Origin of the sequence: Edaphovirga cremea, from assembly GCF_003332275.1 — a bacterium.
Classification (GTDB): domain Bacteria; phylum Pseudomonadota; class Gammaproteobacteria; order Enterobacterales; family Enterobacteriaceae; genus Edaphovirga; species Edaphovirga cremea.
Genome location: NZ_QOVA01000005.1, coordinates 248330 through 261613, shown reverse-complemented (window position 1 = coordinate 261613; position 13284 = coordinate 248330). Strand labels below are relative to the sequence as shown.

Below are 13284 nucleotides of genomic sequence, written 5' to 3'. Positions count from 1 at the left end.
GTTGCACTTTACAGGGGATCTCGCTGGGTGCCGATCTTACACCATCCAATATAGGAGTAATGATTGCCCGACATTCACCCGGTAAACTTGATTGAACGTAGAGGGTATTGCCTTTAGGTGGCGCTTCTGGTGCTTTCTCTTGGGGCGACAACAACCAGAAAAGAATAGCAATGACGATCGTGATAATAGCTGTGATGATTGTCTTTAATTTTATTGGGGGCATTATGTACCACCTTAATTAGCATTGGAAACGTTATAAAGCACGCCGGTATAAAATGCAGCACAGATCGCATGATACAATACACGCGATGGATTATCCCAGCATGGGATGAAATGCGCGCCAGGAATATCTCTCGTTAAATGATAGTCTGGGTGTACCAGAATAAAATTGATGGTTTTTGATCCGCTGGCAATATCAATCAAACTTTCACTTTCTTGGCTGTCTATGATGATGATATTTAAATCCACGTAGTGACCATGCAATTCATATTCTTCTGCGGAAGATATCTTATTATAGAAAACATCACTGTCGAAACCGGGTAACTTTCTTTCATCTATCATTTCCGGGTTACAAGTAAATATATTTACTTCAAGATCAAACATTGGCATCTCTAGTAATAGAGGTACTGAAAAATCCAAATAGCAAACATTACCTTCTACATAATAGGTTTTCATATGGTTATGCTCAATATAATGAGAGGGGGTAAAATCCAGGTGGGTATAAATGATCTGACGGCCATCCAATGGACAGCCGCCTATACGTTATAAACCGAATACGTTAATGTAGAATTGACCGTCGTTGTCATCGGTCTTTTGAATGCGATAGGTAATAGGTATTGAGTTGGCTTTTTCAGCATTAGCAAACTTTAAATCGGCAGCGCACTGGTACACATCAAGCTTACTTTGGTGCTCTACGGTTCTGACATTCTCCACCGAGATCGTCACACCATCAAGTTTGTAATACGTTTTTACCGCTTCCTTGGTAGCAATATCAACCACCAGATTTTTAGCCTCATCACTGTTGCACTTTGGTGTGCCTGAATCACAGCCAGACAGACCAATCATGGCAATGCATGAGAAGAGTAGTCTCAGTTTCATTGGAACGCTCACAGGAAGAATGATGTCACGCCTAACAGAGAAAGCAGGCAATCAACACCGGTAACCAGCAGTGCCAACATTTTCCACAGTTTATTAGCTGTTGTTCTCATAATGCAAAGGAACATCAGGCCACTCCAAACCAACATAGCAATGTCGATCCTGAGTATTGTCCCTGTTGATTCAGAAAAGTACTCCATCACTGACAATAATACGGCGGGAATAAACCACCATAGCCAGAACGTCTTTGTCAGTCCATAACCGCCACTAAGTAACTTTTGTTTGACTACATTAAAGTCATTGCGGCCTGCCTCTTCATTCTTTTTCTGATTTTCTTTTAGTTTATCGATAAAAGACATTATCTATCCTTAATTAATGAATGTTATCACGTCTGATTTTCTCAACCAGATTAGCCGCCCGGTTATACCCAATCTTGAAGTGATATTGAACGGCAGTGACGCTATTTTTTAGTTCACCGCTGATGAGCATATTAAGCGCTTGGTCATAAAGTGGGTCTACTGGTAACTCTTTATTTAATTCAGTTGGCATGATCTCTCTTATAAAAGGTGACCTATATGTGTAATGAATTACAAACTGTCATTTCAAATTTTTTATTTATAAACACCTGAGAGTGAGTTCCCGGCATTCATGCCACAATAGCTATTGCATTCCTCTGTAGCTTTGACGTTAACGCGATTCTGGCCCCATGTCAGGGTGATCTGGCACTGATCTTTATCTCTCCATTGCAGGGTAGTATGCTCAGATGTCTCAGCAATAGCAGTGGCGATCTCTTCCACTTCACAAACGTGCATATCCACATTGGTGTTGATCGAGAATTTTGCCTGTTGCCCATTACCCGGTACTGCCGACAGCCTGATTTCACCATCGGGTTTCTGGTAGATAAAGGTTTTTCCTTCCATTTTGGCGGCTACCGCTACATTGCAAAACAAGCTGCCAGCCAAGACCGCTATTAATATGTTTTTCATTGTTAACTCCTTTTCAGTTGATACGGATATTTTTAACGAATCTCCTCAGTGTCAGCGGCTTGCGTTTCTCCACATAAAAGTAAGCCACGTTGAAAGCCGATTTCTTATGGTTGCCTTTCCCCAGTGAGGGCCAATCACGGAAAGCCTCTATCTGGGCTTCTGTATAGGGTGTGGTTGAGAAGTCGAACAACACCAGCAACGCCTTGCCGGGATATTTCATCAGCTTCTTCATTTCCGTGCTGTTGACGGTCGCGGAGACGGTGGATTTCGCTGCGGTGGGCTTGCGTACAGCAAACTCAACCGCCACATCATCAATCACAAAATCAATATAGCCATTACCTGTTATCGTCCCTGGTAGCTTCCCCTGTACCTCGGGTGATACTGCATCGGCAAAGTACCCTAATAGGTAGCAACGCACCAAGGGAAGTAGTTCTCTTTCGCTGCATTCATTCAGACGCAGTGTTTTGACAAACTTCTGCCGGTACAGCGAATGGAAGAAGTATTCAAAACTTTCTGTTACCGATGTGATTGTGGTCGCCATCGCTATCCCTTTTTGGCATGAATAGAGGGTGCCTTGTTGAAGTAGCGACTGGGCCACAACTGTTCAGGTGTCATGCCCAATACCCCGGCTATCAGGCGTTCTGCCTTGGGATAGTGCTGACTGAACGCATTATTGAGTGTACGGGGAGCCAATCCCTGTTCGCGTGATAACTGCGACAGACTCACTCCCCGCTTATGCAACGCCGCCACAATGTCAGCCCGATGCCAATCTTCCAGACTTCCCTTAGGGGGCTTTTTTTGCGATGCTGCGTGGTTATTCACAATATTAACTCCTCTGTATCAGTACAACATCATTAAATGCGAATAAAAGGTACTTATCAAGTTCTCTTTGTGGGTTGTTTTGCCGATTCTTTTTAACGCATTGATATCTGGATTAAAGTTCATGAAAAATAATTTGCCGCAAGAAACCCATGCTGATGATGAACAATGGCTCTCAGCACCCGCATTTGTCGGGAAACCGGGTATGCCTGGAACCGCAAAAGGTTGTCGCTTACGTCTGGAAAAACTGGCGGCTATGCACCCTGACATCAAGAGAAAGAGAACTGGACATAAGGGCTTTGAGTATCATATCCGTGCGGCGGGCATGTCGTTGCAAAGTGAGCGTGTGGAGCAGCACCAGAAAACGCAAATAGCCTCGCCCTATGGCAGCGATGAGCAACTTAACCTCTGGGTGCAACTGTTCAAGACCATGAAGCCGCAATCCCGCGACAGATTGTTAAAGCAGGCACTGGAACAGGTAGCTGATGATTTGAAGTTAACCGGCAATGTAGAGCCTGAAGTGATACTGTTGGCACGCCAGTTGATGATGCTTTCAGAGGAACAGCGCCAACAACTTTTAATCTCTATTTCACATACCTAATCCGGTCTGAATAGTTAATTTAGGCCCTTCGCATATAATTATTTAATTAATAGTTTCTTGGTGAAACTATTTGCTACAGCATGTATTATTTGGTAAAATGTCATTGTGGTAAAGTGATTATTTCCAGCCACTCAAACCAATAATATTTAATTAATCCTTTACGGGAGATACAACTGCATTTCAAATTCGACTTGTTGACTATTTAACTTAAATGGAAACGTTATGAATATCATCCATCAGGAAGGTTATAGGCTTCCCGTTAATCAAAAATTGATTGAACTATTATTTAAAGAAATGGGTAATATCCCGCCCATGAAAAATAAACTGAAAGCCGCATCATTTATTTTCAGAGACACTGACTATAGCGCTGAACGTGGTGGCTATCATCCTGTAGAAATTCGGCTAATCAGAAAGGAAGAACAATGGTATTTCGATTACATCACTGACTTTGCCTATATGGGTACAGTTTATCCCGAACTGGAAAAGGAAATTGACTTTAGTTGGTCACAACAATATGCATTTTATGCTGGATTAGGCGACCTCGGACATAAAGCTGGCTGCGAGCTATTTGAATTATGGCAATCCAACTTTATTCAGTATTACGACCTAGGCGTATATACCACATCGTTCTTGTGGGAAATCTAAATTAATTAAATCCATTTGGGGTATCTATTGTGGTCAAGGATAGAGGGATCAGTGCGTCCCAACAGGGCGACCTGGATTGTCTGTGCGGGGCGTACAGTTTGGTGAATATGATGGGCTACCTGTTTGATGGCAGAGTAAAGAGAAAGCCACTGATGCGCACTCTGTTGCGGGAATACAGCTATGAATGGCCGTTAGAGGAATGGCTGACCCACGGCCTTGATGAACCTCGAATGGATTACCTGATCGATCGGGTATTGCGGCAAGGGTACTACAATAAACATTTCCCCACCAAAATCAGTCAGCCCTTCCGAGAACTTAAGCGATTAACCACCCAGCGTATCCTCACCGAGATGGCCGAATACCTCCACCACAGTGACTTTTCCCGCCTCATCCTGATTAGCGATCAACATCACTGGTCAGTCATCACCCGCATAGACAACCAATACCTCTACTTCTTCGATAGCAGCGGCCGACGAAAATCATCACGCAATAGTTGGTCACTCAAGCCCGGTAGCAGCTCACATCAACTTTTCCCCGACTGTATCTACTTTGTTGAACGGGAATTCTGACATGATTGACCGCTGCAATGAAGACCTAATCCTACAACAGGCACAAACCATCATTGAGAACCGCTATATCCGGGGGCAGCAACTGCTATCGGTCGTAGATGTGCGGGATTATCTCATGTTCAAGTTGGCTCCGCTGGAACACGAAGTATTTGGCTGTCTGCTGTTGGATAACCAGCAACGCATTCTGGCTTACCAGGAGCTGTTCAGGGGCACAATCAACGGCGTCAACGTCTACCCTCGCGAAGTGGTGAAGCTAAGCCTGCACCATAACGCAGCAGCGTTGATCCTTGTCCACAACCACCCCAGTGGTGAGCCGGAACCCAGTCAGGCAGATTTGGCTATCACTAAAAGGCTAGTATCTGCGTTGGAACTGGTTGATGTGCGGGTGCTTGACCACTTCATTGTTGCTGGTACTCAAACCGTCTCAATGGCGGAACGTGGGCTGCTGTAGGCGGCCCAGTTACTTGGTTTAATGTACGTTATCACGAGTTAGCTATGCCCAAGCTTAAACTGACTGTTTATCAAAGTAACACAGAGACCACCGTGTTTGATGATTACATCAACAGCCTAGCGATATCAGGCCGTGGCGGTATAACCAGCTTGCTCAACCGTAGTGCTCGTATACTCAACAAACGATCTACCGCGCAGTCTTACCCTTGGGAACAACTGGACTATGGCAAGGTGGCTAAAGTACGGGCTTGCCTGCTGGATGATAATTACGCCGTTGCAACGGTCAATATGGCATTGGCAGCACTGCGATCACTGGCTCAGGCTGCATTCAACTTGCGTCGATTGGATGCGGAAACTCTGGCACGTATCAAAGCTGTCAAACGCGTTAAAGGCGATCCGATACGGCAGGGAAGAGCGTTAAATCGACAGGAAGTTCGGTTGTTGCTGAAAGCCGCCAAAAGTCACGGTGAACCTGCCCGCAAATGTAGGGATACAGCTATCCTACTGACTATGTGCGGAGCTGGGCTCCGTGCTGGCGAACTGGTCAAGCTTGAGGAAGGCGACTATGCGGATGGCCTATTGATTGTCCGACAAGGGAAGGGGCGAAAATACAGGGAGATCCATGTGGCTCCTGCTGTGGCTAAAGCATTAACCGCATGGTTAGCTGCCAAAGGTGAGGGTAACGCCCTATTCACCAAAGTGTATCGATCTGGCCAACCGGCAGCCGGTGCATTGACCACAGCAGGATTGACGGCGATCTTGGAAAAACTGAGAACCACTGCCAACGTGACTGAGTTTACCCCCCACGACATGCGCCGCACGTTCATTACTCAACTGCTGGAGCAGGGAGTTGATATCAATACCGTACGTCAGTTGGCTGGTCATAGCGACATATCTACCACGGCCCGATACGATCACCGTGGCGATGAAGCTAAAATCATGGCTTCTCAGCGGTTGAGATGTTGGTAATCCTATCAGAGTTGTTGTTGAAGTAATCTCAATTGTATCGTTGCCGTTTTCATGAATATATAATTTGCAAATTAACGAAATAGTGATTATAACCTATTAAAAGCTATTTGGTGCATTTTGCTATCATTATCTCTGGCTATGCAGTTCTTTCATTTTATGTGATTAGGATAAAAAATAAGGAGCAACACAATGACTACAATTGCAATTCCTTTCTCTTTTTTTTCTTTAGATCGTGCGTGCGAGCTGTTGGAAGATAAAAATATAAATTGTTCCCCTCAAGATATTATTGCTTTGTGGAAAGAGGGAAAAGTCGAACTATGCTATAACTGGGAGGGTAAGTATGACGAAATTAAAGGGCTTGTTTATCCTTCATATAACCAGGTAATGAATATTCATAATGGACTTATTGACCTGTCTCATGAGTCAATTGAAGTTAGACAAGGAGATAATAAGATTAGTTTGTTTCTACTCAAGTACTCCGAAGAGTACGGTGAATACGTGGATTTTAAACCTTTGGAAGATCTTCATATTACTAAAGAGGAATTATTAAAAGTGTATGATTTATTCACTAATCCCAATGGAGTAAAAATTCATGGAAATGTAGAGTGGAATGCAAAATATAGGGAACGTTTATATATGCAAGCGATACGGGTTCTGTTTTCACACCCCAATGAGTGCAAAAATGAGAATAATGTTACTCAAGATGCATGGGCTCAGGCGATACTAGATCACCAGAAAGATTACGGCTATCTAACAAAAAATACGACGAAAGATAGCATTATCAAACAGTTAAGGAAGGCTCTTAATATTACAATAAACGAAAAATAGCAAGTGTTTGTAATTTGCTGACCTACTGCGATGAATCACAGTCTCTATCCTGCAAGTACCATCTGAACTAATCTTGCCATCATCTTAAGCAAAATGGTGGCAAGACAATGACACATCAATACTTTTCTAGACCTAACCATCTAAAACTTATCAAGATTAATGAGGTGCTTCGGCGTTGCGCTTTGAGCAGGGCCAGCGTTTATAGATTACTCGCTGACAAGAGGTTCCCAGTGCCAGTGCTACTGTCGAAACGTGCCATCGCATTTTATGAGCACGAGATAGATGCATGGATCTCTGAGCGTTCCCGAACTCGCTAAATTTTAAAAGTGGCAGTACCAAAAATCATTGTCAAACCCCGTCCAAGTGGTGCGGACGAACATGTCCAATTGTCATTAGGCAGTGGTTTTATAAATAAAAATCACTTGCATGCTTATTAATTGTACATAACCAAGGATGGTTAAATTCGGTGTTGTTCTCTATTACTTTTATCAATAAGGAAAATTAAATGAATGAATTTATTAAAGAATTCCCTGAGTTAGGATGGAAAATAAAATCGTCATTAATAGCGTTTAAAAAAAAGTGCGAGAAAATTATTCCTGAATTTATGGTAGAAGAAGAAATTGAGGCAGAAAAGGAAAGGCGGATAAGAGCTTTGATGGTGAGATATAGACTTACATCTGATCTTGCTTATTGCAAATTAGCATCAAAATTATTGTTTTGCAATAATAACTCCCCTTGCAAAAGTCAAGCATGTGTTCAATGTTCAAGCACGGAAAGATTAGAGAATATGTATCATTTTTCAAGAAAGGTAAGATATGATGATGAATATTTAGTTATTACTATTGACATGAATTCGTTGGTTGATGAGTTTTCTGATATAGCCCCTGGTATTTTTAGTAAGTGTTTGGATTTACTTAATGATGGAGGATTTGAAGGGGTTGTTTTCGGAACTTTAACAGTAGAGAGTCATTTGTTTTTTGAAGCTGAACACTATACTACCCTTACGATTTCTGAACATGGCTATTCTATGCCACAATTGCGTCTTTTTATTCAGGCTGACCCGAAGTTAGTTCAATGTTTAGAACATTACTTTATGAAACATGAAGGTGTTTCTCTAGAGGAATATGGCTTTGATATAAAAAACGACATATTAAAAGTATATAGATTTGAAAGTCTGGAGGCTGCCACTGATTTTGTTTTTGACAAAACATGGTGTGAGTATCAATGTACTATAGGTTGTGATCGAACTGTTTTTAAAGAATATCAGGATAAATTAAATAATGATGTTCTTGCATGGTATTTATTGCGTCAAGATGAAATGAATACAAGTCAGGTTTTTCTCTATAGTAAAAGCACATCTGCTTGACGTGCAAATTAAAATTAGTATTTGGGGCGATATATGAAGGTGTGTTGTGTTTGTGTCGCGATTATCGATGACAACGAAAAGCTATTTCTAGCCTACCTATCATGAGCTGGATTAAAATTTATGAAAAAAGAAATCAATCCTTATCTATTCCTTGCGTTCGACCCAGGTTATATACGTCATGCGTCGCCAAGGTTGGAGATATTAAGCCAAACAGCCCCTGAGTTGGGGGCTCAGCAGGTAGCAGAAAGAGAAAACCAGCAGCGTATTGCCTTACTGCAAAAATTTGGGAAATTACGTCCAGTATCACTCGCGCTTGCAAAAAAACTGAAAGGATGCCGCAATGAGACTCCCTGTGAAAGCGTTGCCTGCCTTCACTGCAAGCGCGAACGTGACCTTGCCCTATTAGAAATATGGCGAACCCTAATGGCAGCCCCACCGGGCTATATCGCCGTTATGCTGGTTTTCAACCAAAGGACTCCCATGTTACGCCCGTGGAGCAACCTGCGACAGGCCAGTAAGCAAATCAACAAGTTTAAACCGCGTATCGGCAGGGCACTAAATCGGTTGAACTGTTCTGAGCCAGTAATGGGCACCTTCAGCTTATTGCACCATACGTTTCCATCTGGAGAGTATGAGGCGTTCTGGCTTCCCGTGTTGTGCCTTCTGCTTCCCAATGATCAGGCGCTACTCCAAGGTCTGAAAAAGCACATGGAGCGTGGTGAGGGCCAGTATATCAGCCCTTCGGTGATCAATAGCCCGATGAGCAAGATCCTGCTCAAAGATCCTATCAAGCAACTTAAGCGTGTTTTTGATCCTATGTGGCATCAGGTGACTTGTACTCTCAATGATGAGGGGAACCTCCTGATCAAAACTACACCAGTACCATTGACGGGTAGTGAATTAGCAAAAAGTTTACTGATATTAGACAAGCTAGGGTCTGCAACAATCACGTTCAATTATGGCGGTCAGGTGAAATGACGTGCAGCACTGAGCTGGCGATTTGGTCGGCTCATTGCATCATGCTTGGTTGAGAAAGTGCGATGAACCTATTGGTTTTCCATTTGGCGCATGCACTTTTGTAATTGAAAAAGTGCATAGCAGATGCTGATTTCGGAGGTAACTAATGCAATTTAAAAAGCTAACTGTACCAGAAAATGCGTAACTGACTGTTATATCAATGTTCTTGTAGATGCGTTCCAGAGTCAAGCTGAGGCCTTAAAACGGTAAGTTAACGCTATGAGCGCACCTTTGGTTATCAGTTATTGCTATTGACTACACACTATGGGGGGGAGCGAGCAGCGAGCCACCATAGCCATTGGGTCAACTACCAGTTGGGAATTAAGAACGTGTCGAACGAGCGAAGCGAGTGAGTGGAGGCGTAAGCCTAATGGGGGACAATTTGCGACCGAAGGTGAGCAAATTAGGGGCCTGCCCCTCCAACCAGTCACCAACCCAAAGCTTCGAATCTTAACGTTGTATATAAGAAGAACATGGGGTGGGGGATGGCGGTGGACACCGTGCGCCATAAGCGCACACGGTGAGGTTCCGCCGACCGTCCCCCGCACACCAGTGGAGAGTGATATGAAGATTCCAGAGTGGGTTTACAAGCGTATTACCGCCATTACCCAGGTAGTGGTGGGCGATGGCCGGAGAGCCATTACCCAGCGATATGTCTTGCAGCAGTTCCTGGTCGATATATGGCTTGCCGAGCCTAACGATGAAGGTTGGGCGGTCTGCACCCAACGGGATATCCGCAGCCAATACCATCCTCTGTTGAGTAAATGTGAGGTCAACCATCAGGGGAAGTGCCAGAAGGTAGCCCGGCTGATAGATGTACTGCCAGATATTGCCTCTGATTTTCATTTTAAGGAGGGTCAAGCCAGTCAGGATGTTAACAAGCGGAAGTCCAGTCTTTGGCAATTCAATCCGGTACGCCCCAAAAGTGATGTTGGCTCCTTGAGGTTGGTGGACGTTGCAACAGGCGAGCGCTTTACATTTAGACAGATACTCCGGGCCAACGGGAAGGCGCCGAAACATACGTTGAATTTGGGGAAGCGGCAGGCTGGCCTGAAGAAGAAGGAACAGGCTTTGTTGAAAGGGGTAACACGGGGGAGAATGCACCGTAAGTTTCTACGGCAGTTGAAAAAAATGGTACCTGATGACTATTACCGGGCGGGTATCCGCAGCCTAAACCACCTGTATAATGCCAAGATTGAGGGTGACCTAGTTACTTATGACCACACGTACCGATTAACCTTCGGTGGGCGATATTACGATCGAGCATTCCAAAACTTGCCTAATGTGTTGAAATCTAAGTTTAGATATGGACTTTTGAACTACGATATCCGCTCATGTAGTCTCGCTTGCATTAACCGGTTGTGCAAGCGATACCGCGTTGACTATCGGGTGAAGTCGTCTATCTATGAAATGATGATGAAAAAAACCGGACTGACGCGCAAGCATTGCAAGAAGATGGTTCACTCGACCACCTACCGTATTGGTCGGGTTACCGTTGGCGTTGCGGGGGGACTTGGGAAACGGATTCTGAAATGGGTTGGTACTGAGAAAGCAGCCATGAAAATATTACGTTGGTGGAAGGCGTACGTCAGGCCACTACGGGCAGCCCTGGAGGAGCTAGTTGCTAAAATTTATCAACGCCATCGGGATACCTGTAGCTCACCACGTAACTACCACCGAATAGAGAACGATCTGGGGCTGGTTCTGGATTTGAAGGGTGAGAAGTACGACCGGAAAAAAAAGCATCATGAACAGTATGCCAGAGATAAAAGCTTGTTGGCGTTCATGGTCTGTGGTGTAGAGCAAGCGTATATCCGTGAAGTGGTGAAGCTCAACCCTGGTGTGGTTTGTATGCTGGATCATGATGGCGTGGTGGCACTACGTGAACTGTTATTGCCGGATTGGCAGGGTTTCAAGCTGGAGCTGAAGGATTAATCAACTGACTCAGTAATGTTATTTTGCAAGGATACGGTGGAGAACCATGAGCTGTCGCAGACATTCAATTCTTCATTTATTGCTTTACATACACAGAAATTTCTATGGATTTATAGGCATCATTTGCTTTTAACGAAAATTCAAGTTTTAATGAAATTAAATTCTTCAGGACTTGCGGGATGGAACCTTATGTTATCGAATCTATTCAAACTTGATAGAACTCAACGACAGTTACGAATTAATCAGTTTAATGTTTTTTATAACTATGTGATTGGGTTCGAATCAGCTAATATTGATTTGGTAAAAACTGCTGCAAATCTCTTGAAAACAGGTGTTTCTAATTCTGTCTTTTTCTCTGATTTTAAATGTATTTATATGGATGATTCAAAAAAGATACAGATTGCTCTATTAAAACCAGAGGGCCGGCAATGGGATTCAAGTTGGGAGATTAAGTTTAACCCTAAAATTCCAGAGCGTATTATCGCGGAGTTGATAGACTCATACGAGATTGCATTCCATGAGAGTCGAGTTTCACTTAATAGTGATATTTATATTAGAACATCTTTACCTCCTTTGGCTTTAGAATATGAGAGTGAACAGGTTGCTCTTTTTCCTTCAGTTAAAGTTTATAAAAATGGAATTGCAATTCTTAGTTTTCAATTTGATGAAACGTGGGAGGAAATGAAAGAAAGCGATTTCATATCAAATGTAGTGAATATTTATCAAAGATATTTTAAATCTATCTGGGTTGATGCTAAGATTCAAACCCTAGATGCTGAAGTTGAATTGATACATGCATTTGAAGATACGTTTTCGTTTGGTGGGAATTATTTTAGGGGAAGGGTGGTAAATAAATTAATAAATAAAATGAAAAAAGATAGTCAAAAAGTACTTGATGATGCTTTACAAACTGATGGGGAGATTTTTAGCCTGGGAGGCAGTGATTGGTCGTTACATCGAATTGCGGGGACAGAAAACAATGATTCATGGGAGGCTACTTTAGATCTCTGTCGCTCAATGTACTGTAATGCTATAGGCAATATCCTGGTGTTAGATGGAAAATATAAAAGAGACTCTTTTAAAGAATTTATATGGCAGGGACGTCCATCGGTTTCTTTACTTCGCTTCGATACTCAGTCAAAAAGTAAAAAAGAACTCTTTCATACTTTTTCACATTCAATGATGAAAATCTTGCTTAGAACTGATGTAGCTGAAAAGGTTCCTGTTTTACCTCAGGATCTAAGGATGTTTGAGGATTATTGTTTCCATGCAAATAGGTCTATTCTTTTATGGACTTGGTTAAAGCCTAATGGTTCTTTAGACAATGTTTGGGACGAGCCTAATACACGCTCGAAAATATTTGAAAGCCAAGCAAGAGCTGAACAAATAGAATACTATAACATGAGCATAGCTAGAGCATGTTCTTGGGCTCACGATCCTCAGTCTGATAAACATCTACTTCATGCATATGAAACACTTGCAAATTCAGAAAAATTAATTCATCACAGTAGTTGTTCAGGGGAAGTATCTGATTCGCTTTCATATATTATCGAATCATTTGGTACTACAGCTTTAATTCCCTCGGCAAAGGAAGTCGCAAGGTATCATCTTGATGAACTAAGATATAAATCAGATTTTGTTCGGAGTCGGAGAGATCGTTGGCTGACTTTTGTTTTTGGTTTGGTTGGTGCAGCAACTTTAGCTGAGTTTGTGGTGCATCCTATTATTCAGAAAATATTTCCCATGTTAAATAAAACAATAGCCCCTATGTTTTCATTTTTTATCTCAGGATTTTTAATACTTTCTGTTGCAATAATTATTTGGGTTATTAATAGAGATGAGTGATTTTACCATAAAACTAATGGAGCATATTATTTTTTGCGGAAGTGTGATGGGAGGATATGTATATACAGATATATTTAAGGTAGGTTGTTATATAAGCTACCCTTTTAAAATATCCAATGCGAGTAGTAGTCAGTAATAATGGTGTTTGATTGGGATAGC

Annotated in this window: 18 protein-coding genes; 11 read left to right on the top strand and 7 right to left on the bottom strand. The window is 42.6% G+C overall.

The window, feature by feature from the left end; translation table 11 throughout:
* Nucleotides 1–234: 234 nt before the first annotated feature.
* The 7 genes from DRI82_RS09865 to DRI82_RS09835 form a co-directional block, all read right to left on the bottom strand.
* Nucleotides 235–744, bottom strand: a complete 510-nt coding sequence (locus DRI82_RS09865; RefSeq protein ID WP_157968039.1) for a hypothetical protein — start codon at nucleotides 742–744, stop codon at nucleotides 235–237.
* An 18-nt stretch (nucleotides 745–762) separates the two neighbouring features.
* The gene (locus DRI82_RS09860; RefSeq protein ID WP_114193316.1) at nucleotides 763–1098 is read right to left on the bottom strand and encodes a hypothetical protein; all 336 of its coding nucleotides are present in this window, start codon (nucleotides 1096–1098) and stop codon (nucleotides 763–765) included.
* An 8-nt stretch (nucleotides 1099–1106) separates the two neighbouring features.
* Nucleotides 1107–1454, bottom strand: a complete 348-nt coding sequence (locus DRI82_RS09855; RefSeq protein WP_114193315.1) for a hypothetical protein — start codon at nucleotides 1452–1454, stop codon at nucleotides 1107–1109.
* A 13-nt stretch (nucleotides 1455–1467) separates the two neighbouring features.
* The gene (locus DRI82_RS09850; protein WP_114193314.1) at nucleotides 1468–1644 is read right to left on the bottom strand and encodes a DNA translocase FtsK; all 177 of its coding nucleotides are present in this window, start codon (nucleotides 1642–1644) and stop codon (nucleotides 1468–1470) included.
* Between the two features lie 62 nt (nucleotides 1645–1706).
* Nucleotides 1707–2081: a hypothetical protein gene (locus DRI82_RS09845; protein ID WP_114193313.1), complete on the bottom strand. Its 375-nt coding sequence runs from the start codon at nucleotides 2079–2081 to the stop codon at nucleotides 1707–1709.
* A 13-nt stretch (nucleotides 2082–2094) separates the two neighbouring features.
* Nucleotides 2095–2622: a hypothetical protein gene (locus DRI82_RS09840; RefSeq protein WP_114193312.1), complete on the bottom strand. Its 528-nt coding sequence runs from the start codon at nucleotides 2620–2622 to the stop codon at nucleotides 2095–2097.
* A 2-nt stretch (nucleotides 2623–2624) separates the two neighbouring features.
* Complete coding sequence (locus DRI82_RS09835) at nucleotides 2625–2903, bottom strand: helix-turn-helix domain-containing protein (RefSeq protein ID WP_114193311.1); 279 nt, start codon at nucleotides 2901–2903, stop codon at nucleotides 2625–2627.
* A 121-nt stretch (nucleotides 2904–3024) separates the two neighbouring features.
* On the opposite strand from DRI82_RS09835, the gene DRI82_RS09830 reads away from it, so the two are divergent.
* The 11 genes from DRI82_RS09830 (at nucleotide 3025) to DRI82_RS09780 (ending at nucleotide 13125) form a co-directional block, all read left to right on the top strand.
* Nucleotides 3025–3501 carry a hypothetical protein gene (locus DRI82_RS09830; protein ID WP_245956807.1) on the top strand — a complete coding sequence of 159 codons (477 nt, stop codon included), beginning with the start codon at nucleotides 3025–3027 and terminating at the stop codon, nucleotides 3499–3501.
* A gap of 222 nt (nucleotides 3502–3723) precedes the next feature.
* A complete protein-coding gene (locus DRI82_RS09825; RefSeq protein WP_114193310.1) occupies nucleotides 3724–4146 on the top strand; it encodes a DUF2787 family protein in 423 nt (140 codons plus the stop codon).
* Between the two features lie 29 nt (nucleotides 4147–4175).
* On the top strand, nucleotides 4176–4715 hold the full coding sequence (locus DRI82_RS09820) for a hypothetical protein (protein WP_170138695.1): 540 nt from the start codon (nucleotides 4176–4178) through the stop codon (nucleotides 4713–4715).
* Between the two features lies 1 nt (nucleotide 4716).
* Complete coding sequence (gene radC / locus DRI82_RS09815) at nucleotides 4717–5166, top strand: RadC family protein (RefSeq protein WP_114193309.1); 450 nt, start codon at nucleotides 4717–4719, stop codon at nucleotides 5164–5166.
* Nucleotides 5167–5210: 44 nt separating this feature from the next.
* Nucleotides 5211–6134 (top strand): tyrosine-type recombinase/integrase, encoded by a 924-nt coding sequence (locus tag DRI82_RS09810; protein WP_114193308.1) that lies wholly within the window; start codon nucleotides 5211–5213, stop codon nucleotides 6132–6134.
* Between the two features lie 189 nt (nucleotides 6135–6323).
* On the top strand, nucleotides 6324–6962 hold the full coding sequence (locus DRI82_RS09805; RefSeq protein ID WP_114193307.1) for a hypothetical protein: 639 nt from the start codon (nucleotides 6324–6326) through the stop codon (nucleotides 6960–6962).
* A gap of 107 nt (nucleotides 6963–7069) precedes the next feature.
* A complete protein-coding gene (locus DRI82_RS09800) occupies nucleotides 7070–7279 on the top strand; it encodes a helix-turn-helix transcriptional regulator (protein ID WP_114193306.1) in 210 nt (69 codons plus the stop codon).
* 188 nt (nucleotides 7280–7467) lie between these two features.
* Nucleotides 7468–8328, top strand: a complete 861-nt coding sequence (locus DRI82_RS09795; RefSeq protein WP_114193305.1) for a hypothetical protein — start codon at nucleotides 7468–7470, stop codon at nucleotides 8326–8328.
* A gap of 120 nt (nucleotides 8329–8448) precedes the next feature.
* Entirely contained in the window at nucleotides 8449–9306 is an 858-nt protein-coding gene (locus tag DRI82_RS09790) for a hypothetical protein (RefSeq protein WP_114193304.1), read from the top strand.
* A 603-nt stretch (nucleotides 9307–9909) separates the two neighbouring features.
* Nucleotides 9910–11280: a hypothetical protein gene (locus tag DRI82_RS09785; RefSeq protein ID WP_114193303.1), complete on the top strand. Its 1371-nt coding sequence runs from the start codon at nucleotides 9910–9912 to the stop codon at nucleotides 11278–11280.
* A gap of 150 nt (nucleotides 11281–11430) precedes the next feature.
* Nucleotides 11431–13125, top strand: a complete 1695-nt coding sequence (locus tag DRI82_RS09780) for a hypothetical protein (protein ID WP_245956806.1) — start codon at nucleotides 11431–11433, stop codon at nucleotides 13123–13125.
* The last annotated feature ends 159 nt before the right edge of the window (nucleotides 13126–13284 follow it).